Annotated in this window: 22 protein-coding genes and 1 pseudogene; 7 read left to right on the top strand and 16 right to left on the bottom strand. The window is 63.1% G+C overall.

Features of this window, described 5'->3' with window-relative positions; translation table 11 throughout:
- A complete protein-coding gene (locus E7813_RS24075; RefSeq protein ID WP_291577782.1) occupies nt 1–651 on the top strand; it encodes a glutathione S-transferase family protein in 651 nt (216 codons plus the stop codon).
- 190 nt (nt 652–841) lie between these two features.
- Here the strand turns inward: E7813_RS24075 and E7813_RS24070 are convergent, their stop codons facing one another.
- The 3 genes from E7813_RS24070 to E7813_RS24060 all read right to left on the bottom strand — a co-directional run bounded on the left by E7813_RS24070 (nt 842) and on the right by E7813_RS24060 (nt 3,401).
- The gene (locus E7813_RS24070) at nt 842–2,056 is read right to left on the bottom strand and encodes an adenylate/guanylate cyclase domain-containing protein (protein WP_291577781.1); all 1,215 of its coding nucleotides are present in this window, start codon (nt 2,054–2,056) and stop codon (nt 842–844) included.
- Nucleotides 2,057–2,111: 55 nt separating this feature from the next.
- Entirely contained in the window at nt 2,112–2,750 is a 639-nt protein-coding gene (locus E7813_RS24065) for an NADPH-dependent F420 reductase (protein ID WP_291577780.1), read from the bottom strand.
- 255 nt (nt 2,751–3,005) lie between these two features.
- A complete protein-coding gene (locus E7813_RS24060; protein WP_291577779.1) occupies nt 3,006–3,401 on the bottom strand; it encodes a rhodanese-like domain-containing protein in 396 nt (131 codons plus the stop codon).
- Between the two features lie 267 nt (nt 3,402–3,668).
- Between E7813_RS24060 and E7813_RS24055 the strand changes: the two are divergent.
- Nucleotides 3,669–3,839 (top strand): annotated as a pseudogene (locus E7813_RS24055) (transposase); the annotation flags it as partial.
- Between the two features lie 11 nt (nt 3,840–3,850).
- Here the strand turns inward: E7813_RS24055 and radC are convergent.
- The 3 genes from radC to E7813_RS24040 all read right to left on the bottom strand — a co-directional run bounded on the left by radC (nt 3,851) and on the right by E7813_RS24040 (nt 7,158).
- Nucleotides 3,851–4,564, bottom strand: coding sequence for a DNA repair protein RadC (radC, locus tag E7813_RS24050; protein WP_291577778.1), 714 nt, complete (start codon nt 4,562–4,564; stop codon nt 3,851–3,853).
- Between the two features lie 347 nt (nt 4,565–4,911).
- Nucleotides 4,912–5,736: a type I methionyl aminopeptidase gene (gene map, locus E7813_RS24045; protein ID WP_291577777.1), complete on the bottom strand. Its 825-nt coding sequence runs from the start codon at nt 5,734–5,736 to the stop codon at nt 4,912–4,914.
- Between the two features lie 111 nt (nt 5,737–5,847).
- Entirely contained in the window at nt 5,848–7,158 is a 1,311-nt protein-coding gene (locus tag E7813_RS24040; protein ID WP_291577775.1) for a mechanosensitive ion channel domain-containing protein, read from the bottom strand.
- Nucleotides 7,159–7,386: 228 nt separating this feature from the next.
- On the opposite strand from E7813_RS24040, the gene E7813_RS24035 reads away from it, so the two are divergent.
- The 3 genes from E7813_RS24035 (at nt 7,387) to E7813_RS24025 (ending at nt 11,561) form a co-directional block, all read left to right on the top strand.
- Nucleotides 7,387–9,180: a potassium/proton antiporter gene (locus tag E7813_RS24035; RefSeq protein WP_291577774.1), complete on the top strand. Its 1,794-nt coding sequence runs from the start codon at nt 7,387–7,389 to the stop codon at nt 9,178–9,180.
- A 95-nt stretch (nt 9,181–9,275) separates the two neighbouring features.
- Nucleotides 9,276–10,196 carry a glycine reductase gene (locus tag E7813_RS24030; RefSeq protein WP_291577773.1) on the top strand — a complete coding sequence of 307 codons (921 nt, stop codon included), beginning with the start codon at nt 9,276–9,278 and terminating at the stop codon, nt 10,194–10,196.
- Nucleotides 10,197–10,367: 171 nt separating this feature from the next.
- Nucleotides 10,368–11,561, top strand: a complete 1,194-nt coding sequence (locus E7813_RS24025; RefSeq protein WP_291577772.1) for a CoA transferase — start codon at nt 10,368–10,370, stop codon at nt 11,559–11,561.
- 1 nt (nt 11,562) lies between these two features.
- Here the strand turns inward: E7813_RS24025 and modC are convergent, their stop codons facing one another.
- The 4 genes from modC to mepA form a co-directional block, all read right to left on the bottom strand.
- Nucleotides 11,563–12,243, bottom strand: a complete 681-nt coding sequence (gene modC / locus E7813_RS24020; RefSeq protein ID WP_291577771.1) for a molybdenum ABC transporter ATP-binding protein — start codon at nt 12,241–12,243, stop codon at nt 11,563–11,565.
- A gap of 2 nt (nt 12,244–12,245) precedes the next feature.
- On the bottom strand, nt 12,246–12,941 hold the full coding sequence (modB, locus tag E7813_RS24015; RefSeq protein ID WP_291577770.1) for a molybdate ABC transporter permease subunit: 696 nt from the start codon (nt 12,939–12,941) through the stop codon (nt 12,246–12,248).
- Between the two features lie 7 nt (nt 12,942–12,948).
- Nucleotides 12,949–13,734 (bottom strand): molybdate ABC transporter substrate-binding protein, encoded by a 786-nt coding sequence (gene modA, locus E7813_RS24010; protein ID WP_291577769.1) that lies wholly within the window; start codon nt 13,732–13,734, stop codon nt 12,949–12,951.
- 330 nt (nt 13,735–14,064) lie between these two features.
- Nucleotides 14,065–15,021 (bottom strand): penicillin-insensitive murein endopeptidase, encoded by a 957-nt coding sequence (mepA, locus tag E7813_RS24005; protein ID WP_291577768.1) that lies wholly within the window; start codon nt 15,019–15,021, stop codon nt 14,065–14,067.
- A 68-nt stretch (nt 15,022–15,089) separates the two neighbouring features.
- On the opposite strand from mepA, the gene E7813_RS24000 reads away from it, so the two are divergent.
- Nucleotides 15,090–15,572, top strand: a complete 483-nt coding sequence (locus E7813_RS24000; protein ID WP_291577767.1) for a L,D-transpeptidase — start codon at nt 15,090–15,092, stop codon at nt 15,570–15,572.
- 75 nt (nt 15,573–15,647) lie between these two features.
- Here the strand turns inward: E7813_RS24000 and E7813_RS23995 are convergent, their stop codons facing one another.
- Entirely contained in the window at nt 15,648–16,820 is a 1,173-nt protein-coding gene (locus E7813_RS23995) for an acyl-CoA dehydrogenase family protein (protein WP_291577766.1), read from the bottom strand.
- Between the two features lie 197 nt (nt 16,821–17,017).
- On the bottom strand, nt 17,018–18,823 hold the full coding sequence (gene lepA, locus E7813_RS23990) for a translation elongation factor 4 (RefSeq protein ID WP_291577765.1): 1,806 nt from the start codon (nt 18,821–18,823) through the stop codon (nt 17,018–17,020).
- A gap of 114 nt (nt 18,824–18,937) precedes the next feature.
- Here lepA and E7813_RS23985 point away from each other — a divergent pair, with 114 nt between their 5' ends.
- A complete protein-coding gene (locus tag E7813_RS23985; protein ID WP_291577764.1) occupies nt 18,938–20,539 on the top strand; it encodes a glycosyltransferase family 39 protein in 1,602 nt (533 codons plus the stop codon).
- A 24-nt stretch (nt 20,540–20,563) separates the two neighbouring features.
- Here E7813_RS23985 and E7813_RS23980 read toward each other — a convergent pair whose 3' ends face one another.
- The 4 genes from E7813_RS23980 to E7813_RS23965 form a co-directional block, all read right to left on the bottom strand.
- Nucleotides 20,564–20,893 (bottom strand): HPr family phosphocarrier protein, encoded by a 330-nt coding sequence (locus E7813_RS23980; RefSeq protein WP_291577763.1) that lies wholly within the window; start codon nt 20,891–20,893, stop codon nt 20,564–20,566.
- A complete protein-coding gene (locus E7813_RS23975) occupies nt 20,890–21,291 on the bottom strand; it encodes a PTS sugar transporter subunit IIA (protein ID WP_100420226.1) in 402 nt (133 codons plus the stop codon). The genes E7813_RS23980 and E7813_RS23975 overlap by 4 nt, the downstream gene beginning before the upstream one ends.
- Before the next feature lie 132 nt (nt 21,292–21,423).
- Complete coding sequence (locus E7813_RS23970; protein ID WP_291577760.1) at nt 21,424–21,951, bottom strand: HPr kinase/phosphatase C-terminal domain-containing protein; 528 nt, start codon at nt 21,949–21,951, stop codon at nt 21,424–21,426.
- Nucleotides 21,948–23,765, bottom strand: coding sequence for a sensor histidine kinase (locus E7813_RS23965; RefSeq protein WP_291577759.1), 1,818 nt, complete (start codon nt 23,763–23,765; stop codon nt 21,948–21,950). Before E7813_RS23965 ends, E7813_RS23970 begins: the two co-directional genes overlap by 4 nt.
- Nucleotides 23,766–23,861: the final 96 nt, after the last annotated feature.

The raw sequence follows: 23,861 nt of genomic DNA, 5'->3' as shown, positions 1-23,861 counted from the left end.
ATGCCGAAACCGGAGATCATCGGCTCGGTGCGCTCGACCTACACGCGCGTCGTGTGCATGGTCTGCGAGGAGAAGGGGATCGAGTATGTCCTGACGGAGAAGCCGCTGGGCGCGCCGGAACTGAAGGCCATTCATCCTTTCGGTAAAATGCCGGTGCTGCGCCATGGCGATGTCGAGCTGTTCGAATCCAAGGCCATCGCCACCTATCTCGATCGCGTCTTTCCGGCTCCGCATGTTTTTCCGGCCGATCCCCATCACGCCGCGCTGACCGAGCAATGGGTCTCGCTGGTCAACACCGTGATGGATCGCACCCTGATCCGGACTTACATCTTCGCCTATATCGTCCCGATGCTGTCGGGTGACGAGCCTGACCGCAAGGCGATCGAGGCCGTGATGCCGGCGGTGCAGGCGCAGTTGGGAGTTCTCGACCAGGCCGTCGCTGCCACCGGCTATCTCGTCGGCGACGCGTTCACCTTCGCCGACATCAACCTGTTGCCGATCCTGCACCGGGTTGGGCAATTTCCCGAAGGCGCCAAGGCGCTCGCCGCGGCCAGTCGTCTCGCCGCCTATTACGACCGGCACGCGGCGCGGCCGAGCTTTGTGCGCACCATGCCGCCATCCGGCCCGCCGCGCCGGACCACGCCGAACTAAAGCGTGATGAGATGAGGTTTGATTGAGCGGGGACGCGATGGAAATTTTACCTCTCCCCGCTGGGGAGAGGTGAACCGAAGACCAGACCGATTCAACCCAAAACCATCTTGCTCTAGCCGTCCTGGTTTTCTGGGAGGGCGCTATATTCAGCCGCAGCCCCTTCATGCCGGCATGCCTATTCTTCAGCAGGTCAACCGATCCGGACTGGAACGAAGAGTTCCTGTTCAACACCGACGCCTTTGAGCGAGAACTTGCCAAGAGATTCGGCCACAATACCTGCGGCTCGCACGAAATCCGACGAAAGCAGGAGCGGCGAACCGAGTTGCCGGCACATCGATTCGATACGCGCCGTGAGATTAACGGCGGGTCCAATCACCGTGAAATCGAGCCGGGTGTCGCTGCCGATGTTGCCATACATCACATCGCCGACATGCAGGGCCAGGCCGTAATCGATGCGCGGCAAGCCTGACGGTTTCCGGCGCAGGTTCTCGTCGATCAATGCCGCCTGCGCCCGCCCGGCGGCGGATAGTGCCGCGCCGCAAGTCGCTGCGGCATCGTGTCCTATCGGAAAAATAGCCAGCATCGCATCGCCGATGAATTTGAGGATTTCGCCGCCCTGCTCGGTGACGGCATTGCACATCGGACCGAAATAGCAGTTGAGCAGGTCGATCAGCACATCGCGCTCAAGGGTTTCGGACAGGCCGGTGAATCCTGCGAGGTCGCACAGCCAGATCACCGCGCCGATGGTTTCACCGGTGCCGCGCTGGATCTGACCTTCAAGCACTCGGCCACCAGCTTGCGGTCCGACATAGGTATCCAGCAATGTGCGCGCGGTACGGCGCAGCGCCTGTACTTCGAGATTGAATGCGAACGCAGGGATCATGGCCTCGAACAGCGCCAGCTCGTCCGCAGTGAAACCACCGCGACGGCTGGTGGCGAGCGAAAGCGCCTTGTGGCTGCCGTCGGCAAACGGAATCGAGTGCACGATGTAATCGGTGAAGCCTTCACGACGCAGATCGGCAAGGATGACGAATTCCCCGTCTTGCGGGGGCGCGGTGAGATCGCAGCGGACCGGGCCACGGCCCTGGTAGGCGATCCCGATAGGGCTGTTCAAGAGTGTTGCCGGGGTATCCGGCTCAGTACGGTATCGACGCTCGGTGGTGCCCTTTCCGTGCTGCCACAGACCACTAAACGAAAAAATCTGCGGATGCAGGATCGGTACGCCGGTCGTGATACGCGAGACGTCGACGCCTGCCGCGCGAAGCTCGTGCGCAAACGCTTCGAGGAATTCGCTCGGGTCGACTAGCCGTCGCCCGTCGGTCATCAGCCAACGAATGACTGGATGCGCCTCAATCGCGTCGGTGACCTTTAACACAGCCCGCACCTCTCCGATCGCATCGCTCAATCCTGTTCTAACCGTACGGCCCAGCCACCTCCGTCCCCCTGATAAAGCCAGCAGCTTATTTTTGAGCCCGTATCACGCCGAATGCCCAATTCCGTCCCAGGCCACGAAACAGTGCCTGGTTTATCCAAACCATCGCAAACGGCTCGAGGATGCGAGCCTGTTTAAGCGCACCCGCATCGAGCGCTTCAAAACCAAGTTCGCTTACCAGCCGGGTTACCGTCGATTTGGCGCTATCGTCGTCGCCGGCAACGAACATCACCGGGCGGGTTGCAAAACTGGCCCCCGCCATCATCATTTCAGCGCCGACCTGGTTGAACGTCTTCACCACCTTCGCGCCGGGAAGCCAGGATGCAACGGTCTCCGCCCCCGACGTAGTGTACCCACGCTCGAGCCCAAGCGAGCCATCCTTCATTGCAAGCGGGTTCATGCTGTCGATGACGATCTTGTCCTTGAGGTCGCCGAGCGCTTTTACGGCATTTTCGGCCACACCCCATGGCAACGCCAGAATCACCACGTCGCCTTGTCTTGCCGCGTCTGCCGGTGACGTGGCCGTCGCGCCGATTTGCGCGCACAGGGCTTTCACGTTTGGCTTGTTCACGTCTCGCACGCCGAAAATGATGCCGTGACCCGCCTTGGCCCAACCAGTTCCAAGCGCGCTGCCGACATTTCCTGCTTCGATGACTGCGATCTTCATGTTCGTGGCCTTGCGTTTGAATGACCTGCCGGGATCCTATCAAATGTCGCCCCGAGCCGACAGGTCGTCATGTCCGCTTCGGGTCAAAGTGCGAGATGGCATGCCGGGCAAATGACTTAACTTCGAAGAAAAGCCGGCGAGTCCTTTCCCGATCACGAAAGGTGGAGATGAGCCGCTATGCCCCATAGCGATCAAATTCCACGTCGCAGCGAAATGACGCGATGCCAGAAGAAGACTGGGAAGCTGAACGTGTTTTCACGTGCCGGTGTCGATCGGTTTTTCGATCGCACCGCCGCTTTCAGCCCAATCCTTGAAGGCGCCGACGTTGTACACTTGGTCATAGCCCATATCCTTGAGCACCTTGCCGCCGAGCGCTGCGCGCCCGCCAGAAGCGCAATAGAGGATGACGGTCTTGTCCTTGGCAAAATTCTTGTCGTAGTAGGGTGACTCGGGGTCGGCGCGGAATTCCAGCATGCCGCGCGAGACATGCACAGCACCGGCAACCATGCCGCTCTTCTTCACCTCCGGCGCATCGCGCACATCGACCACCAGGGTGTTGCCTTTCGCGATCATTTCGCGCGCCTGAGCCGGTGTGATCTTTGGCACTGCGGCGTGGGCGGCCTCCATCATTTGCTTGACGTTTGTTGCCATTTCGTCCGTCTCCCTGTCTGCATGACTTTCTAATGATCTGGGTCAATGCGAAAGCTTGCCGTCCGAAAGCTACCCCTTTGCGAGAATGTCCGATATAGGTCGTTCGCTACAGGGGCGCACCAGCCGCAGGTCTGGTTATGTCCGCTATGCCGCCGAAAGCGGCAGTAAATTTAGAGCACTAGCGGCCTTGCGGCCAGCTATTGCGGCTTGATGGTATTGTTGTGGACGTGATTCAAGCTCCCAAACCAGAGCCTCTGACGATGCGCTATGAACTCAGCGATTATGATGCCGAACAAGCCGCGCGGCGTTCGGCGGGTAAATGACCGTCGCGTGCTCAATGGCATCTTTTGGGTTCTGCGCTCGGGTGCGCCATGGCTGGACCTGCCAGCGACCTATGGTCCGCATACCAGCTGTTGCAATCGCTTCGTTCGGTGGCGGCATCCCGGGCGCTAAATCAGCTTCAGCCCCTTCAAACTCGCATGCCCGTTCTTGCCGACGATGATGTGATCGTGCACGGAGATGCCGAGCGGGCCAGCGATGTCGATTATGGCCCTGGTCATCTGGATATCGGCCTGCGAGGGCGTCGGATCGCCACTGGGATGGTTGTGCACCAGGATGATGGCGGTGGCCGATAATTCCAGCGCCCGCTTCATCACCTCGCGCGGATAGACCGGGGTATGGTCGACGGTGCCGGTCTGCTGCACCTCGTCTGATATCAACTGGTTGCGCTTGTCGAGAAACAGGATGCGAAACTGCTCCTTGTCGGCGAACGCCATGCCGGCCCGGCAATAGCCGATCACGTCGTTCCACGACGACAGCGCAACGCTTTTCCTGATCTCGCCTTTGGCGATGCGATGGGTCGCCGCGGCGATCAATTTGATCTGGTTGATCGAGGCGTCGCTGATCCCGTCGACTTCGCGCAGGCGCGCCGCCGGTGCGTGAACGACCTCGGCGAACGAGCCGAATTTCTTCAGCAGCGCCTTGGCAAACGGCTTGGTGTCGCGCCGGGGGATCGAGGCAAACAGCGCCAGTTCGAGCAGTTCGTAATCGCTCAGGGCATCCGACCCGGCGCTGTGAAAGCGCTCGCGCAGCCGCTCGCGGTGGCCGTGGTAATGCGGCGTCTCGGTGGATTGATCGTCGATATCGCTGGTTTTCGCCGGCATGGCCCCAACCATGCCGCAGCGGCCAGTTTTTGCAATCGTGAATCGCCCGGCGCGTCGCGGGAATGCGGACTTGTGCTTACCCGCCCCTGGAGGGGGAGGGTCGGCTCGCATGAGCGCAGCGAAATGTGAGACCGGGTGGGGTGACGGTGTCTCAACAGGTGCACCGTTAGCGGCGAGAGACTGTCACCCCACCCCGCCGCTCATTGCATTCGCGTCGATCCTCCCCCTCCAGGGGAGGGTAAAGCTAAGACGATTTGGCTGTTTGAAATTCGAAATCCACGCGAACAGATTATTTGTGGCCCCCGCGTGCGCGGGGACGAGATTATCGCACGCCCGAGTCCATGCGATCAGGCCGCCACCGGCGGCTTCTCGCCGTGGCGTTTCGACAGCGTGAAGATTTCGAAACCGTTGGCGGTAACGCCGACCGAATGCTCGAATTGCGCCGATAGCGAGCGGTCGCGGGTTACCGCGGTCCAGCCGTCGGACAATATTTTAACGTGCGGCTTGCCGAGGTTGATCATCGGCTCGATGGTGAAGAACATGCCAGGCTTGAACACCACGCCTTCGCCGGGCCGGCCGATATGAATGATGTTCGGCTCGTCGTGGAACATGCGGCCCAGCCCGTGGCCGCAGAAGTCGCGCACCACGCTCATGCCCTGCGGTTCGACGAAACTTTGAATGGCGTGGCCGATGTCGCCGGTGGTGGCGCCGGGTTTCACCGCGGCGATGCCGCGCATCATGGCCTCGTAGGTCACCTCGTTGAGCCGTTCGGCCTTGCGGGAAATCGGACCGACCGCATACATCCGGCTGGAGTCGCCATACCAGCCCTCGACGATGAAGGTGACGTCGATGTTGACGATGTCGCCTTCCTTCAACACCCGGTCTCCGGGCATGCCGTGGCAAACCACGTGATTGATCGAGGTGCAGGTCGAATAGCGATAGCCGCGATACATCAGGGTGGCGGGATAGGCGCCATGGCCGAAGGCGAAGTCGCGGACGAAATCGTCGATCCGCGAGGTCATGATCCCCGGCTTGACGATATCGGTCAGTTGATCGAGGCACTCGGCCACCAGCGCGCCCGCCTTGCGCATGCCGGCGAATCCGCTCGGGCCATGCAGCTTGATCTGCCCGGTTTTGCGCAGGGAAGTTTCGGTGGCTTCGATATAGCTCATGGGCGGGTCATGTACCGGCGGGAGTTGGGGAACCGTGGATTGGAAGCCCCTAATTTAATGATCGGAGCGGTCAAAGCAAGTCAGGACGGGCGCGAGCAAAGCGCATGCGCGTCAGCCGGAAGCTTCGATCACGGTCTCCACCGGCAGCGCGCCGCCGCGGACGCGGATTTCGCGCACCGGGTAGGGCACCTGGATGCTCTCGCGCTTGAACGCTTCCCACAGCGCCAGCATCACTTCGCTCTTCACATTGTCCATGCCGTCGGGGTCGGCGATCCAGAAGGTGAGCGAAAACTTCATGCCGGCTTCGGCGAACTCCGTCAGGATGCAGTTCGGCGGCTTGCCCTTCAGCGCACGCGGTGCGGCGGCCGCGATCTCGATCGCCAGCTTGCAGACCAGCCGCGGGTCGGCCTCGTAATTGGTGCCGAAATTGACCTTCACCAGCGTGTTGTTGTCGGTATAGGTCCAGTTGGTGACCTTTTGGGTCACCAGATCTTCGTTCGGGATCAGGAACTCGCGACCGTCGCCGGCGGCGACCGAAATATAGCGCGTCTTCATCGCGCTGATGCGCCCCGAGCTGTCGCCGATGGTGACGAGATCGCCGGGCTTCACCGATTTATCCGCCAGCAGGATGATGCCGCTGATGAAATTGGCGACGATCTTTTGCAGGCCGAAGCCGATGCCGACGCCGGCCGCGCCGGAGAAGATCGCCAGCGCCGACAGATTGATGCCGACCGCGCTCATCACCACCGCGACGGCAAACACCATCAGCGCCAGCCGGATCATCTTGACCAGCAGCACCTGGAGCGAGGGCGTCAGGTCGCCGGACCGCGTGATCCGGCTCTCGATGAAATTGCTCGCGATCACCGACAGCCACAGCGCCAGGATCAGCAGCACGCCGAGCTTGATCAGCAGCAGCGGCGTCAGTCGAAGTCCGCCAAGCACGACCGAGACCGAGTCGAGCGCATCGATGACCGGCTCAAGCTGGCCGAGAATGCTCAAGGCCGCCACGATCCATGCCGACAGCGAGACCAGGCGGACGGTGAAGTCGTTGCGGATAAACGAGGTGGCGAGGCGGATGATCAGCCATGCGAAAGCGAGGTTGGCGGCCACCGAGAGCAGATAGCTGCGGCTGGGCCAGGTCGAATGCAGCATCACGCCGCGCGCCAGCGTCATCAGCACCGCGAATACCGCGGTCGCGGTGCGGTCCGCCAGCGTCTGCATCAACAACTGCACCGGCGCCGGCCAGCGTGTAGCGAGCGTGGTCATGTCGATCCGCGAACGAATGGCGGCGCCCACGGCAAACGCGACCCCGGCGGCGGCCAGTACGAAGCCGAGCTGCAGATAGAACCATGGCGAGGTGACTTCGGCGCCGACCGAGCGGGCGGCGGTGTGCAGGAAATTAGTGACGTCGTTCATTTCCATCGTCGAAATCTCGTCCGGGGGCGGAACCTGGCAGGCAAATTTGATTCGAATATCCGGCAGATTCTCACAACCGCAGCCCCGGCGCTATCGATACGACATGGCGGTTGCAATCGGTTAAGGGCGCAAAGCGGGCACATTGCCGCTGGCCGGCAGAAATGGGTTGGCGTCGAACTGTGGCGACGATAAGGATGCAATTGCAGGTATTTGCGCCTGATTTTGCGAAAGCCCATGACGTCGCTCGACTCGGTCAGCATAGCCATTCTTCTCGGCTCGGTTCTGGTGATGGCCGGCATTCTGTCGAGCCTGCTGGCGCTGCGCTTCGGCGCGCCGTTGCTGCTGGTGTTCCTGTTGATCGGCATGGTGGCCGGCGATTCCGGCCCCGGCCATGTGCGCTTCGACGACGTGCGCACCACGTATCTGGTGGGATCGGTGGCGCTGGCGCTGATCCTGTTCGATGGCGGCTTGCGAACGCGGTTTCAAAGCATCCGCGCGGTGCTAGCGCCCTCGATGGCGCTGGCCACCGTTGGCGTGCTGCTGACCGCGCTGATTACCGCACCGGTTGCCAAATATGTGCTCGACCTGAACTGGACCGAGGCGCTGCTGGTGGGCGCGGTGGTGGCGTCGACCGATGCCGCGGCGGTGTTTCTTCTGGTGCACGCGCAGGGCTTGCGGCTGCGGCCGCGCGTCGGCGCCACGCTGGAGGTCGAATCCGGCACCAACGATCCGTTCGCGGTATTTCTGACGCTGATGCTGGTCGAACTGATTTCGGTCGGCGAAAGCTCGGCATGGCATGTCGCGCTGGAATTCGGCCGCGAGGCTGTGCTCGGCGCCGTCGTCGGCGTGATCGGCGGCCGGCTGGTGGTGCTGGCGCTCAATCGGGTGGCGCTGCCGCAGGGCCTGCACGCGCCGTTTGTGGCGACCGCCGCACTGGTGATCTTCGGCGGCGCGCAGATTACGCACGCCTCGGGGTTTCTCGCCGTCTATCTGGCCGGCATCGTCATCGGCAACCGGCCGACCCGCGCGCACAATTCGGTGGTGACGTTTCTCGACGCCGCGACCTGGCTGGCGCAGATCGTGATGTTCGTGCTGCTCGGCCTTCTGGTCTCGCCGCAACGGCTGGTGGTCAGCATTGTCCCGGCGGTGATCGTGGCGCTGGTGCTGATGCTGGTGGCGCGGCCGCTGGCGGTGTTCTTCTGCCTGGCGCCGTTCCGCTTCAACTGGCGGGAGAAAATCTTCATCGCCTGGACCGGCCTGCGCGGGGCGGTCGCGATCTTCTTGGCGTCGATCCCGATGCTGGTCGGATTGTCCAAGGCCTATCTCTATTTCGATGTCGCCTTCGTGGTCGTCATCATCTCGCTGCTGCTGCAGGGCTGGACGCTGGCCGCAGCCGCCCGGCGGCTGCATGTGGCGCTGCCGCGGGCGGACCGCGGGCCGCGGCGGGTCGAACTCGATCTGCCGGGCCAGCTCGAGCAGCAGTTGGTCGGCTATTCCGTTCGTCCGAAAAGCCTGTATTTCCGGCGCGGGCTTATTCCATCCTGGTCGAAGCCGACATTGGTGATCCGCGACCAGCACATTCTTTCGCCCGCCGAGGCCGATCCGGTCGAAGCGGGCGACTACCTCTATCTGCTGGCGCCGCCGGAAAAGGCCGAGGCACTGGATCGCTTCTTTGTCGACATGCCGCCGAATTCCGCGCCCGATCCGCATCTGCTCGGGGATTTCACCGTGTCCGGCGAGCACACGCTCGGCGAACTCGCCGAGATTTACGGCGTCAAGGTGGATGACGAGCAGGCGAGGCTGACGCTGGCGGACTATTTCGACATCCATCTCGACCATGCGCCGAAGGAAGGCGCCACGCTGGAACTCGATACCATCGTGCTGGTGGCGCGTAGCATCGGCGGCGGCCGGGTCAATGTGGTCGGGCTTCGATTGCCTGAGGATGAGGAAGAAGTGCCGCCCGAGACCCGGGTGGAGGCGTTCAAGCGCAGGCTGTCGGAGGTGTGGTCGTCGGTGGCGGGGATTTAGGCGCGCTATCCGCTGTTGAGGCATGGGCGGAGTGGGTCTAGTCTGGCCGAAATCCGATCCGATATTAAGGCGAGAATCGCAGGAGAGACATGATCATGGCCGACGACCAACTTGGCTTTGCGCCCGATTACGATTCTCCGATCCCCTACATGCAGCGGACCCGCGATTACTACGCCGCGATCGGCTACACCACCCCCTACCGCTGGGCGCATTATGTCGATGCGCCGTTCCAGCCGCTGAAAACGCCTCTGGCGCAATCGCGGGTGACGATCGTCACCACCGCCGCGCCCTACGATCCGGCCAAGGGCGACCAGGGACCGGGTGCGGCGTATAACGGCAGCGCCAAGTTCTACAAGGTCTATGACGGCGACACCTCGAAGCAGCACGATCTGCGCATCTCGCATATCGGCTACGACCGCAAGCACACCACCGCGACCGACAGCGGCACCTGGTTTCCGTTAGCCCAACTGCAGAAGGCCGCGGCCTCGGGGCGGATCGGCGAGGTCGCGCCGCGCTTCTTCGGCGCGCCGACCAATCGCAGCCACCGGGTAACGATCGATGTCGATGCCCCGGAAATCCTGGCCCGCTGCCTCGCCGACAAGGTCGATGTCGCCGTGCTGGTGCCGAACTGCCCGGTCTGCCACCAGACCGCGAGCCTGGTGGCGCGCCACCTCGAAGCCAATGGCATTGCCACCGTGGTGATGGGATGCGCCAAGGACATCGTCGAGCACGCCGCCGTGCCGCGTTTTCTGTTCAGCGATTTCCCGCTCGGCAACTCCGCCGGCAAGCCGCATGATACAAAGTCGCAAGCCTTGACACTCGAACTGGCGCTCGAACTGCTGGAGCGGGCACCCGGCGCGCGCACCACGATGCAGTCGCCGCTGCGCTGGAGCGAGGACGCGGCCTGGAAGCTCGACTACAACAACATCGCGCAAATGAGTCCGGAAGAACTGGCGCTGCGCCGGGCCGAATTCGACAAGCAAAAAGAGATCGCGCGCGGCAACCGGGCGGCCTGACTTCGTTTTCCTTCTCCCCTTGTGGGAGAAGGTGGCGCGAAGCGCCGGATGAGGGGTATCTCACAGCGCATTCGGTCTTCGTGGAGACAGACCCCTCACCCGTCTGCGATGCTTCGCATCGCAGCCACCCTCTCCCACAAGGGGAGAGGGAAGAAGCAGGAGGACGTCCAGGTGACCCGACCGTTCGAAGGCGTGAAGATTCTCGACTTCACGCAGGTGCTGGCGGGCCCTTACGCGAGCTACCAGCTCGCCCTGCTCGGCGCCGACGTCATCAAGGTGGAACGGCGCGAAGGCGAGGACATGCGCCGCACCCCGCTGAGCCGCGAATGGGCCGATCGCGGCCTCGCTCCGGGCTGGCAGGCGATCAACGGCAACAAGCGCAGCCTGACGCTGGACCTGCAGAAGCCCGAAGCGATCGCCATCGTCAAAAAACTCGCTGCCGAGGCCGACGTGGTGATGGAAAATTTTCGCCCCGGCGTGATGGACAAGCTCGGCATCGGCTATGCCGCGCTCTCGGCGATCAATCCGAGATTGATCTATTGCGCCATCAGCGGCTTCGGCCAGACCGGCCCCGAGCGCCTCGGTGCCGGCTATGACGGCAAGATCCAGGCGATGTCGGGCATCATGGCGATCACGGGTCACCAGGAGACCGGGCCGACGCGCGCCGGCTTCGCGATCTGCGACGTGCTGTCCGGCGCCACCGCGGCGTTCGGCGTATCAAGCGCGCTGTTCCAGCGCAGTCACACCGGCAAAGGGCAGATGGTCGACGTCTCGATGCTGGAGGCGACACTGGCGTTCCTGTCGGGGCAGGTAGCGGATTACTCGGTGGCCGGTCATCGTCAGCAACTGTCCGGCAATCAGGCGGTGAGCCGCAGGCCGACCGCCAATTTGTTCAAGGCAGGCGACGGCTACTTGCTGCTAGCGGTCAACAGCGAGAAGCAATACCGGTCGCTGATGACCGCGCTCGGCCGCGCCGATGCGCTGGAAGACCCGCGTTTCGCCGACTGGTTCGCGCGGCAGGAGAACGAGCCGGCGCTACGGGCCATCATCGAGGAAGCGCTGTCGAAGAAGAATCCGCGCGAGTGGGAAAACATCCTCGAGGCTGCAGGCGCGCCCTGCGCGAGCATCTGGAAGATCGAGGAGGTCATTGATCATCCGCAGATATCGGCGCGCGGCGCCGTTCAGGAGATCGACACGCCCTATGGCCGGCTGCGTTTTGCCGGCAGCGGCTTCCAGCTGGCGCATGGCGGCGGCAGGCTGGATCGCATGGCGCCCGAACTCGGCGCCGATACCGATGAGGTGCTGCACTCGCTTGGCTATGATGCCGACGCGATCGCGGATCTGCGCGCGCGCGCGGTCGTCTGAATCACGCCGGTGAGGAGGTGGCCGGCAACACCTCAGGCCCCCCAAACGCCGTCACACGCCCGCGCTTGAGCATCACGATCTGCGTCGCCAATTGGCGCATCTCATCGGGGTCGTGGCTGACATAGACCATGGGGATACCGGCCTCGTCGCGCAGCCGCACCAGATAGGGCAGGATCTCCACCTTGCGCTCCTCGTCCAGCGACCCCAAGGGTTCATCGAGCAGCAGCAATCTCGGTTGCGCCAGTAGCGCGCGGCCCAATGCCACGCGCTGGCGCTCGCCGCCGGACAGTTTTCCGGGGCGGCGATCGAGCAAGCCGCCGATGTCGAGCAGGTCCATGACGCGCGCTCGCTGCGCAGCATCGTCGGCAAGACGATTCATGCGCCGTCCGTAATCAAGGTTCTGCCTGACATCGAGATGCGGAAACAGCCGGGCATCCTGGAATACATAGCCGATCCGGCGGCGATATGCCGGGATGTGTATGTGCACGGAGGTGTCGTCGAGCGTCTCGGTGTCGACGGCGATGGTGCCGCGATCGGGCCGCAGCAATCCTGCGATCATATTGATCAGCGAGGTCTTGCCGGCGCCGGAGGCGCCGAACAGCCCGGTAACGCGGCCCTCGCTGATGAAGGACGCCTCGATCGAGAATTCGCCGAGCTGCTTTGAGACGTCAACGCGCAACATGGTCAATTCCCATGCAGCCGCCGGGTGGCGCGGCGCGCGAATGCTTCGGAGGCGACCAGCGCCGTCATCGCGATCGCGATGGAGACGACTACCAGCCGCAGTGCTGCGGTATCGCCGTCAGGGGTCTGGATCAATGAGTAGATCGCCGACGAGATGGTCTGGGTTTCGCCGGGAATATTCGACACAAAGGTAATGGTGGCGCCGAATTCGCCGATCGCCTTGGCAAAGCCCAGCACCATGCCGGCCAGCACGCCCGGCAACGCCAGCGGCAGGGTGATGGTGAGAAACACCTGCCAGGGCGCCGCTCCCAGCGTGCCCGCGGCCTGTTCGAGCCTGCGGTCGACGGCTTCGATCGACAACCGGATGGGCCGCACCAGCAGCGGAAACGACATCACGCCGCAGGCCAGCGCGGCCCCGGTCCAGCGAAACGCGAACACGATGCCGAGGTGATCGGCGAGCCACGCGCCCAACAGCCCGCGTTTGCCGAAGGTCAGCAGCAGCAGATAGCCGGTGACAACCGGCGGAAGCACCAGCGGCAGATGGATCAACGCATCGACGGCCGACTTGCCCCAGAAATCGCGCCGCGCCAGCAGCCACGCGACAGCTATTCCGAGCGGCGTGGCGATCAGCGTTGCGACGATGGCGACCCGCAGCGAAAGCTGAATCGCCGTCCATTCCGTTGGCGAAATGTCGAACACGCTCGCGTCAGGAGGTCGGGCGGATCAGGAAGCTGAAACCGTATTTGTCAAAGATGGCCTTGGCCGCCGACGAGCGCAGGAAGGCGAGATAATCGGCGGCTTCGGCTTTGGCGGTCGTCGTCGCCGCGACCGGATAGATGATCGGTGGATGCGAATCGACCGGGAAGGTGCCGACGATCTTCACGCCGGGTTCGACCTTGGCGTCGGTCGAATAGACGATCCCAAGCGCCGCTTCACCGCGCGCCACCAGCGTCAGCGCCGCGCGCACGCTTTCCGCCATCGCGAATTTCGGTTCGGCGGCTTGCCAGGCGCCGAGCTTTTCAAGTGCCGCTCTGGCGTATTTGCCGACCGGGACCGCCTTCACGTCGCCGGTCGCAATCTTGCCGTCGCCGGCGAGCTTGGCGAGGTCGAAGCGTTGCCCGATCGTGACATTCCCGATCCTGGAATCCTTCGGCGCGATCAGCACGATGCTGTTGCCGAGCAGGTTGACCCGGGTCGGCTCGTCGATGTCCTTCCTGGAGGTCGCGTAGTCCATCCAGTCGGTATCGGCGGACACGAAAATATCCGCCGGCGCGCCCTGTTCGATCTGCTTGGCGAGTACCGAGCTTGCGGCATAGCTCGCCACGATCTTGACGCCGGTCTTTGCGGTATAGGCGGCATCGACATCATCGAGCGCATTCCTCATCGAGGCCGCGGCAAACACCGTGAGAGTCTTGTCCTGCGCCTGGGCGGGCGGGTAGCTCGATCCGCACAGGATGATGAAGGCGGCAAAAAGTCCGGCAAGACGATGCATGGGAGCGCTCCGTGCGGGTTTGCGGCAAATCGCGCGCGCAACTCAGGCGTTGGTTGGGTATGGATGCGACAGGCGGAAGCACCGTTCCGGGAATCCCTGCGACTTACGGCCGATCGGGATATCGCAAACCAAGACAATAACAGGCTGGAAACCTGGGTAAAGTAACCCTTTGTCTATTCGGACGGCAGGATCGCCCGCTGTGAAATAGGGAGAGGGACCATCGTCCCGAAAATTCACCGGCGCTTACGGCGCAGCGATACTCAATATTAGCGCATCCCTTGGCCGAATGAAATCGGCTTCGCACCTTTGAGGGCGGCGATGTTGAGGCAGCTATTGCTTGGCGTCGGGCGCGGCCAGAACCTGGCGGCAGGCCGAGGGCAATGCCGCCATCGTCATTCCGTGGCTCGGCTTCGGCGGTTCTTTCGGCGGCTTCGGATGGATGATCGAATCCTTGAACCAGTAAGCGAGATCGCCCGCGCCGCAGCCTTCGCCGCCCGACTGCGGCGGCTGGCCCTTGCATTCGCTGTTGCCGGACGGGCAGGCCATGCGGATGTGAAAGTGATAATCATGGCCCCACCACGGCCTGACCTTCGAAAGCCAGCTGCGGTCGCCCTTGGCCTCGCGGCACAGCGCCTTCTTGATCGCGGCGTTGACGAAAATACGCTGCACGCCCGGTTCCTGCGCGGCATCGCGGATCACCGCAACATGACCCGGCGTGAAGACCTTGGGGTCGATGTCGAGCCGATCGTCGCGCACCATCATCACCGCCGACATTTCCTCGCGATCCTCGCGCGACAACATGTGGTCCGGCATCGGCGTCAGCCAGATATCGGCATCGAGCCCGATCTGATGGCTGGCGTGGCCGCTCAGTGCCGGGCCGCCGCGCGGCTGGCCGATGTCGCCGACCAGTATTCCCGGCCAGCCGGCATCCTTGTGCGCCTTGACCGACAGCCGCTTTAGCAGCGCGATCAGGGCAGGATGTCCCCAGTTGCGGTTGCGCGACAGCCGCATCACCTGCCAGGTGTCGCCATTGACCGGCATCTCTTCGGCGCCTGCGATGCAGCCTTTGGAATAAAAGCCAATCACGCGCGTCGGCATCGCCGCCGGCAGCACTTTGCGCGCGAACAGCTCCTTGGCGGCCACTTTGGGATCCTTGGGATTGGCCAGCGGCGGCAGCGGTTTCGGATCGACCGTGCCTTTGTCCTGCGCCAGCGCGCCGGTGGCGCCAAGGGCGGACAGGAGAGCGGACAGCAGAAAAGTCAGGATCAGAATCAGCCGCGGGTTCATCGGGCCAGTTTATAGCGAAAACGTTAACCGGGGACAGGCCTTTACAATTCACGTTTTGAAAAGCCATCATGACTCATCAAGATTTGAGCGGCAGGGGCACGATCATGAATTGGCTGTCGGGCATGGGGCTCGCGAGGCTGGCATTCGCGAGTTTTGTGATGGTATCGGGATTAGCGCTGACGCCTGTACGCGCCGAGGTTGTGGTGCAGATCGACAAGTCGTCCCAGCGCATGGCAGTGAGCGTTGACGGCGAAATGCGGTACAACTGGCCGGTTTCGACCGGCCGCGACGGCTATGGCACGCCGAGCGGCACCTTCCATCCGCAGAGCATGGCGCGGCATTATTTCTCGCGGAAATATTACAACGCACCGATGCCGCACGCGATCTTCTTTTATTACGGCTTCGCCATTCACGGCACCAACGACATCTCGCGGCTCGGCGGTCCCGCCTCGCATGGCTGCGTCAGGCTGCATCCCTCGCATGCCGCGGCGTTGTTTGCCCTGGTCGAGCGCAATGGATCGCGCAACACGCGAATCGAGATTTCGAACTAGCGGAAGCGTGCCGGCTGTACCGACGATTGTCTCGCGCGCCCGGCTTTGCGCTGGTTCAGATGATCTTGCGGGGGCTTAAGTCGTCGGTCCGCGCGCCACCGGACTGCCGCTGAGGATCGCCCTGCCGGCGTCTTCGTAGTGGGTATCGCGGGCCTGGATCTGCTGCGCGATGGCGTGCATGTCGCGGAAGCGGCGTTCGAACGGGTTGGAGCGAAACACCGCGGTGGCGCCCGCCATGTGGTAGGCGGCGTCGACCACCGAGATTGCCTGATGGATGGTCCAGGTCGACGCAAGGCGAAGCGCCAGACGGTGCTCCTCGGTGAGATTTCCGGTGCGGCTCACATCGGCCCACACCTCGGCGGCGGTCCCGTAGATATAGGCGCGCGCCGCCCGCCAGTTGCCTTCGGTGCGGCCGATCAACCCCTGAACGGCATTGTTCTCGCGCATCGCTTTTTGACCGACCGACGTCTTGCCGCGCGCCAGATCAGTCGCCGCGTCGAGGGTAGCGCGTGCGACGCCGAGCGAGACCGCGGCAAATCCCAGGCCGAACATGGTGTAGGTGGTGAACCGGTACAGCAATCCCTTTTCGCGCAGCGCCGCGACGTCATCGCGCAGCGCCGAGAATTTTTCCGGGATGAACAGGTTGTCGACAGAATAGGAGTCGGTACCGGTACCGGAAAGGCCGATCACGTCCCAGACATCGTGCATGGTGGCATCAGCCGCCGGAAACACAATGGTGCGTATTTCCGGTACCCCATTCGGCTTCATCCGCCGGGTGCCGTCGGCTTCGAGGACCTGGACATGGGCGCCGAGCCAGTTCGCCTGGCGGGAACCGCTGGCAAAATCCCAGCGCGCGGTGATGCGATAGCCGCCGGGAACCACCTGCACCGCGTGCGCAATCGCCCCCCAGGCCAGAACGCTGTCGGGCGCACTGAAAATCTCGCGCGCCGCGTCGGCATCGAGATAGGCTGCCGTCATGCCGCAGACGTTGCACTGGCCGAGGCACCACGCGGTGGAGGCGTCGGCCTTGGCGATTTCCTCCAGCATCTGCATGAAGACTTCGGGCTGCGATTCGGCGCCGCCAACGCTTTGCGGCATCAGCGCCCGATAAAGCCCGTTCTCGATCAGGGCGGAAACCACCGGCTGGGTGAGACGGCGGCTCCGCTCGATCTCGTCGGCCTCGCTAGCGATCAGCGGCGCCAGCGCGCGAGCACGCTCGACCAGACCGACATCGGGAAGCTTGTTCATGCGTTTCCTCGCCCTTTTTCGGGGTTCTGATTGGCGACGTCGGCATGGTGGTCCATCTGACGCTCTGGATCAAGATCGAGGAGGGTTGGATTGGCCTGACGGAATGGAGCTCGGCATGGGCGCCATCGGCAATTGGTCCGGCTTTCAGTCGTCATTCCGGGGTGCAAGTGAAACGAGCGAGCCCGGAATGACAGAATTCAGCTATCCACTTTCAACGCCGCGATAAACGCCTCCTGCGGGATGTCGACCTTGCCGAATTGCCGCATCTTCTTCTTGCCTTCCTTCTGCTTCTCCAGAAGTTTGCGCTTGCGCGTAATGTCGCCGCCGTAGCATTTCGCGGTGACGTCCTTGCGCAGCGCACGCACGGTTTCGCGCGCGATCACCTTGCCGCCGATCGCCGCCTGAATCGGAATCTGGAACATGTGCGGCGGGATCAGTTCCTTCATCTTTTCGACCATGGCGCGGCCGCGGCCTTCGGCGCGCGTCTTGTGCACCAGCATCGACAGCGCATCAACCGGCTCGTTGTTGACGAGGATCTGCATCTTGACGAGGTCGGCCGGCTTGTAGTCGGTCAGGTGATAGTCGAACGACGCATAGCCTTTCGAGACCGACTTCAGGCGATCGTAGAAATCGAACACCACTTCGTTGAGCGGAAGCTCGTATTTCACCATGGCGCGATTGCCGACGTAAGTGAGCTCTTTCTGCGAGCCGCGCCGGTCCTGGCACAGTTTCAGCACGCTGCCGAGATATTCGTCGGGGGTGAGGATCGTGGCCTCGATCCACGGCTCTTCGATTTCGGCGATCTTCACCACGTCGGGCATGTCGATCGGGTTGTGAATCTCGATCTCGCGGCCGTCGGTGAGATGCATCTTGTAGATCACGGACGGCGCGGTCGCGATCAGGTTTAGATCGAATTCGCGATGCAGCCGCTCCTGGATGATCTCGAGGTGCAACAGCCCCAGGAAGCCGCAGCGGAAACCGAAGCCGAGTGCCGCCGAGGTTTCCATCTCGAACGAGAAGCTGGCGTCGTTGAGGCGCAGCTTGCCCATCGCCGCGCGCAGCGTCTCGAAATCGTCGGCGTCGACCGGAAACAGGCCGCAGAACACCACGGGGATCGCCGGCTTAAAACCGGGCAACATGTCGGTCACCGGCTTGCGGTCGTCGGTGATGGTATCGCCGACGCGAGTGTCCGCCACTTCCTTGATCGCGGCGGTGATGAACCCGATCTCGCCGGGGCCCAGTTCGTCGGTCTGTTGCATCTTCGGAGTGAAGAAGCCGACGCGCTCGACGTCGTAGGCGGCGTTGGTGCCCATCATGCGGATGCGCTGGCCTTTTTTCATCACGCCGTCGACGATCCGCACCAGCACCACGACGCCGAGATAGACGTCGTACCAGCTATCGACCAGCAGCGCCTTCAGCGAGGCGTCGCGGTCGCCTTTCGGCGGCGGCAGCCGGTGCACGATGGCTTCCAGCACGTCGTCGATGCCGAGACCCGTCTTCGCCGAAATCATCACGGCGTCGGACGCATCGATACCGATCACATCCTCGATCTGCTGCTTGACCTGGTCCGGTTCCGCAGCCGGCAAGTCGATCTTGTTGAGCACCGGCACGATCTCATGCCCAGCATCGAGTGCGTGATAGACGTTGGCGAGCGTCTGTGCCTCGACGCCCTGGCTGGCATCGACCACCAGCAAGGAACCTTCGCAGGCGGCCAGCGATCGCGAGACCTCATAGGCGAAATCGACATGGCCGGGCGTGTCGATCAGGTTGAGGATGTAGGTCTTGCCGTCTTTGGCCAGATAGGTCAGCCGCACGGTCTGGGCCTTGATGGTGATACCGCGCTCGCGCTCGATATCCATGGAATCGAGCACCTGTTCCTTCATCTCGCGCGCCTGCAGGCCGCCGGTGGTCTGGATCAGGCGGTCGGCCAGCGTCGATTTGCCATGGTCGATATGCGCAACGATGGCGAAGTTGCGGATGTTGGAAATAGGGATGGATGTCATGGGCGCGGGATAGCATTCGCATCCCCGTGCGGCAACCATATTGCTGCATTTTAACGGCGCCCGTTCACGTCAAGCTGATTCCACTTTTGCCGAAAACACGCTACGCACAGCACCATGCCGACTGCATCGTTTTTGCCCGCGACTTCGCGCACGCGCCGCAAGCCCTCGATCCGGCGGGTGGCGGCGTGGCTTGCCGCGCTCGCCAGCGATCCAAAGCAGAGCCTGTCGCTGGTCATCGGCTTTGCCGCCGCACATGCCGTGCTCTGGACCATCATCCTGAGCTATCTCAAGACGGCGCAGGACATCCATTCGGATGTCGCGGAAGCCTACGCCTGGGGCCAGAAATTCCTTTGGGGCTATGGCAAGCATCCGCCGCTGTCGGGTTGGGTCGCCGGCCTCTGGTTCAGGCTGTTTCCGGTCGCCGACTGGGCTACCTATGCGCTGGCGATGGCGACGGTCGGTTGCGGGCTGGTGATCTGCTGGTTCATCGCATTGCGCGTGGTCGACCGCCGTCGCGCCTTCCTGACGGTCGTGATGCTGGCGATCTATCCGATCTTCAACTTCAAGGGCTTCAAGTACAATCCGGATCTGCTGCAGCTCGTGACACTGCCGCTGGTGGTGCTGGCCTATCAGCACGCATTCGAGAAACGGAGCGTGCGATCCGGCCTCTGGCTCGGGCTCGCCGGTGCGCTGGCGCTGCTGACGAAATACTGGGCGCTGACCATGATCGGCGCCGTCGGTATCGCCGCGCTGCTGCATCCCGACCGGCTGCTGTTCCTGCGCTCGCCGGCGCCGTGGGTTGCGATCGTCACAATGGCGATCGCGATGCTGCCGCATCTGTGGTGGCTGAAAGAAGTGGATTTCGCGGCGCTGACCTACGCCGATGACCTCTATACGACGTCGAGTCGTGCGCAGAGCCTGCAACCGATGCTCAATTATATCGGTCACAATATCGCGCTGCTGATGCTGCCGGTGGCGCTCGCGGCACTTGCGTTGGCATGGCGGAACCGATGGGGAGGGCCGCTGACGCGCCTCTGGTCACATGGCGCGAATCCGGGCGTGAATCCTTCACAGGCGCTCAATATCTGGATCATCCAGATCGTGGTCGCGCTCGGGCCGCCGCTCGGCGGCCTGATTTTCAAGATCTATATGAAGACCGATTGGGGAATCCCGCTGTTCTTCCTGACGCCATTGGCGCTGGTTGCGATTCCGCCGCTGCGCGTTCAAAAGATCGCGCTGTTTCGAATCGCCGCGATCTGGCTTGTGACGGCGCTCGTGGTGCTTGCCGCATCGCCGTACATTCCCGTGCTTGAGATAAGCAAAATTCCTGGCTCCGCGCCCAATTACATCGCACGCGCCGAACTCGCGCGCGAACTGACCCGGGCCTGGCACACGCGGTTCTTGTCGAGATGGGCCGTGGTTGCGGGCGCGACGGATATCGGCGACCCGACGACCTTCTACAGCCCGGATCATCCGGCGCCGCTCGAGCCGGATACACCTTGGCCGTCGGGACTGACGTCGCTCGAAGAGGCCAGGCGGCTGGGCTTCATCGGCATCTGCGACGAATCGGATGCAAGGCTGCCGACCTGCGAGGCGTGGATGGCGGCGAATGGGGAACATGCCGAGCATATCACCATGACGACGCGGCGCTTCTTGCAGGGGCATCCCGGCCCGGCCAACGTCTGGCAGGTCTATGTCGTGCCGCCGGCGAACTAGGTTCCGGCCTTCACCACGGCGGGGTCACATCGATTCTTCGTTGAACTTGCTGGCGACCAGTTCGGTGATTGCTTCGAGCGCGGCGTTCGCCTCGGGGCCGGCCACGGAAACAATGATGGTGGTCCCCGGCGCCGCCGAGAGCATCATCAATCCCATGATCGAGGTGCCGCCGACGGTTTCGCCGCCGCGCGTCACCCAGACCTCGGCATTGAAGCGCTCGACCGTTTGCACGAATTTCGCCGAGGCGCGGGCGTGAAGACCGCGTTTGTTGATGATGGGAAGTTCGCGAGATATAGCGCCCGGCGGGACAACCGGCCCGGCATCGTTTTCAGGCGACGCGTCGTCGCCGCTCATTTGCCGGCGAGAACCCGGCTGGCGATGGTGACGTATTTGCGGCCGGCTTCCTGAGCCATGGCGATGGCGTCGGGAAGCGACCGTTCTTCGCGAACCTTGGCAAGCTTGACCAGCATGGGAAGATTGATGCCCGCGAGCACTTCCACTTTCGGGCGGCTCATGCAGGAGATCGCAAGATTGGATGGCGTGCCGCCGAACATGTCGGTGAGGATGGCGACGCCATCGCCGCTGTCGACGCGATTGACCGCCTCGATGATATCGCTGCGGCACAAATCGGAGTCGTCTTCGGCTCCGATCGTCACCGCTTCAATTTGCTTTTGCGGGCCCATGACATGTTCGAGCGCCGCCCTGAATTCGTCGGCAAGGCGCCCATGGGTCACAAGTACTAGACCAATCATCGAAAACTCCTCGCGGGTGCTTTTTGGTGCACCGCACGAACGCGCCACTTTGACCATCCGGAGCCCCCGCGCAAGAGGGGATCTTCGCGATTCTCCCGGAATTTAAGGACGGAGAGGGGAGCCGGCGCCGATCTATTCGGTCGCGAGTGTGGAGCTTATATGGTTACCAATCCCCTTCGAGCAATCAGCCGAAGGTCGATCGGAAGATGAACTCGCGGTCATCGTTAGCGCGGCGATGACCAACGGTAGCGCTGCATGGCCGGCGCCCACTGGAATCCTAGGTATTTCGATACCATCTATCCTCGCCGCCAGTGCTTCGGGGGGTGGCAGCCGCTCGGCATCCGGGGCATCGAGGTCGACGACCAGGCCGACAATGGCCTCCCCGGCAAAGTCGCAACGGCGAATGCCGAGCCCGCGAATCTCGATCAGGCCAGCCAATTCGCGCGCCGGGCGGACCACGAGCTGCCCGTTGCGGGCCTCCAGATGAACGCGGTCATCGCCGACCAGCAGCGACGGCGGTATCTGCCCGGAGCGGCCCGCCAGGATGAGATCGAACGCCAGCCGCGATTTGCCGGCGCCGGAGGGTCCGCGGATCAGCACCGCACGATTGCCCGTAAGGACCGCCGAAGCGTGGACGCTCGCAACCCGGGCGCCGGTCATGGCGCCGGCAACCTGACCACGAAGCGTGCGCCGGCCACCGTGGGCTGGCCGTCGGCGTCCGGCGGGCCAGCGCGATTCTCCGCCCAGATGCGCCCGCCATGGGCCTCGATGATCTGTTTTGAGATCGACAGCCCGAGCCCCGAGTTCTGCCCAAATCCCTGATGCGGCCGGTCGGTGTAAAAACGCTCGAAAATTCGCTCCAGCGCATCCTCACGAATCCCCGGTCCGTCATCGTCGATGATGATTTCAATTTCCGATCGCACGCGGCGGCAGACGATGCGCACCTTGCCGCCGGCCTGGGAAAACGACTGCGCATTGACCAGGAGATTGGAGATCACCTGTCCCAGTCGCGAATCGTGGCCCGGCACCGAGAAAGTATCGGGGGTTCGGCTTTCGAAACGGACCTGGACGCTAACGTCGTGGCCGAGCCGGGTTTCGTTGGCCACCGAAGTGAGGGTATTGAGCAGGCGGCGAAGATCGACCGGCGCCATATCCTGGCGCTGCAGTTCGGCGTCGAGCCGGCTTGCATCCGAAATGTCGGAGATCAGCCGATCGAGCCGCTTGACGTCATGCTCGATCACCGCCAGCAGCCGCGCCCGGCTGGTTTCGTTGCGCGCCAGCGGCAGCGTCTCGACCGCCGAACGCAACGATGTCAGCGGATTCTTCAATTCATGGGCGACGTCGGCGGCAAACATCTCGATCGCCTCGATGCGATTGTAGAGCGCATCGGTCATGTCGCGCAGCGCGCCGGAGAGATGTCCGATCTCGTCGCGGCGGCGGGTGAAATCGGGAATCTCGACCCGGGTCCGGATGCGTCGGCGCACACCCTCGGCGCTGTCGGCCAGCCGCCGCACCGGCCCGGCGATGGTGCTCGCGAGCAGCAGCGACAGTACGATCATCACCACGGCCGCGACCGCGAAGATCTTCAGGATCGCAAGCCGTTCCGCGGTCACCATGTGGTCGATATCGCCGCCCTGGGTCGATAGCAGCAAGGCGCCGTTGACGGCACGGAAATGTTGCACCGGCACCGCCACCGAGACGATGACTTCGCCGCGATCGTTGACGCGCACCATCGAGCCTTTGATGCCGTCGAGCGCACGAGCAACTTCATTGTAGCCCTTGCCGTTCTCCGGCCCCAGTTCGCGATAGAGCGGCAGGTCGCCACGATTGAGCCAGGTGCGGACGGCGATCAGGGCCCGTTCGGCAAGGCCCGGCTTTTCGACCGACGGCGGGGCCAGTTCGAAGCGCATGACGTCGCCGCGACCGTACAGGCTGCGGCTGTCGAGGATCAGCACACCGTCGCGATCGTAGATGCGCGCGCGGGTTTTGGTTGGCTGGATCAGGCCGCGCAGCACCGGCGCGACCCGTTCCGGATTGATCGGGAAATCGAGGCCGGACAAGGCATCGTCGGATGGGCCGAAAGTCTCGCCGGGTTTCAGGTCGAGCAGACGGTCCGGATCGATGGTGATGCCGTTGTTCTCGGTGGTGCCGGTGGCGGCGATGGCCCGCGCGATGACTTCGCCGGTCGACAGCAGGTTTTCGGCCCGCGCATCGATAAGGCCGGCGCGGAATTGCGAGAGATAGAGAATGCTCGCCACCAGCGCGATCAGGCCCGCCAGATTCAGCGAAACGATGCGACGGGTCAGGCTGGAGAAGCTGAGCGCGAAGAAAAACCGCCCGGTCCGGCGCAGCCAGTCCATCGGACGTTGCCAACCGAGCGGAGATGGATTCTCGGGGGCAGCGGCTTCCGGCGCCAGCGACGCGGAGGCGTCCTCGGCATTCAGGCCCGGATCAGGCTGCGTTCGATCAAGCAATGGCCAAAACTGCCGGTTGTTGCGGGTTGCGTCCTGCGAAGCATGGTGCTTTCGCAGTCTACCCCAGACAGGCGGCGGCGTCAGTTAAACAAACCG

Origin of the sequence: Bradyrhizobium sp. (assembly GCF_004799405.1) — a bacterium.
Lineage (GTDB): Bacteria > Pseudomonadota > Alphaproteobacteria > Rhizobiales > Xanthobacteraceae > Bradyrhizobium.
The sequence above is the reverse complement of the archived record's forward strand: the minus strand, read 5'-3'. Positions and strand labels throughout refer to the sequence as shown.

Bases quoted from the DNA above. Each gene is read 5' to 3' on its own strand.
- E7813_RS24075 (WP_291577782.1), top strand. From the start codon at position 1: ATGCCGAAACCGGAGATCATCGGCTCGGTGCGCTCGACCTACACGCGC.
- E7813_RS24065 (WP_291577780.1), bottom strand. From the start codon at position 2,750: ATGAAGATCGCAGTCATCGAAGCAGGAAATGTCGGCAGCGCGCTTGGA.
- E7813_RS24060 (WP_291577779.1), bottom strand. From the start codon at position 3,401: ATGGCAACAAACGTCAAGCAAATGATGGAGGCCGCCCACGCCGCAGTG.
- radC (WP_291577778.1), bottom strand. From the start codon at position 4,564: ATGCCGGCGAAAACCAGCGATATCGACGATCAATCCACCGAGACGCCG.
- map (WP_291577777.1), bottom strand. From the start codon at position 5,736: ATGAGCTATATCGAAGCCACCGAAACTTCCCTGCGCAAAACCGGGCAG.
- E7813_RS24040 (WP_291577775.1), bottom strand. From the start codon at position 7,158: ATGGAAATGAACGACGTCACTAATTTCCTGCACACCGCCGCCCGCTCG.
- E7813_RS24035 (WP_291577774.1), top strand. From the start codon at position 7,387: ATGACGTCGCTCGACTCGGTCAGCATAGCCATTCTTCTCGGCTCGGTT.
- E7813_RS24030 (WP_291577773.1), top strand. From the start codon at position 9,276: ATGGCCGACGACCAACTTGGCTTTGCGCCCGATTACGATTCTCCGATC.
- modC (WP_291577771.1), bottom strand. From the start codon at position 12,243: ATGTTGCGCGTTGACGTCTCAAAGCAGCTCGGCGAATTCTCGATCGAG.
- modA (WP_291577769.1), bottom strand. From the start codon at position 13,734: ATGCATCGTCTTGCCGGACTTTTTGCCGCCTTCATCATCCTGTGCGGA.
- mepA (WP_291577768.1), bottom strand. From the start codon at position 15,021: ATGAACCCGCGGCTGATTCTGATCCTGACTTTTCTGCTGTCCGCTCTC.
- E7813_RS24000 (WP_291577767.1), top strand. From the start codon at position 15,090: ATGACTCATCAAGATTTGAGCGGCAGGGGCACGATCATGAATTGGCTG.
- E7813_RS23995 (WP_291577766.1), bottom strand. From the start codon at position 16,820: ATGAACAAGCTTCCCGATGTCGGTCTGGTCGAGCGTGCTCGCGCGCTG.
- lepA (WP_291577765.1), bottom strand. From the start codon at position 18,823: ATGACATCCATCCCTATTTCCAACATCCGCAACTTCGCCATCGTTGCG.
- E7813_RS23985 (WP_291577764.1), top strand. From the start codon at position 18,938: ATGCCGACTGCATCGTTTTTGCCCGCGACTTCGCGCACGCGCCGCAAG.
- E7813_RS23980 (WP_291577763.1), bottom strand. From the start codon at position 20,893: ATGAGCGGCGACGACGCGTCGCCTGAAAACGATGCCGGGCCGGTTGTC.
- E7813_RS23975 (WP_100420226.1), bottom strand. From the start codon at position 21,291: ATGATTGGTCTAGTACTTGTGACCCATGGGCGCCTTGCCGACGAATTC.
- E7813_RS23970 (WP_291577760.1), bottom strand. From the start codon at position 21,951: ATGACCGGCGCCCGGGTTGCGAGCGTCCACGCTTCGGCGGTCCTTACG.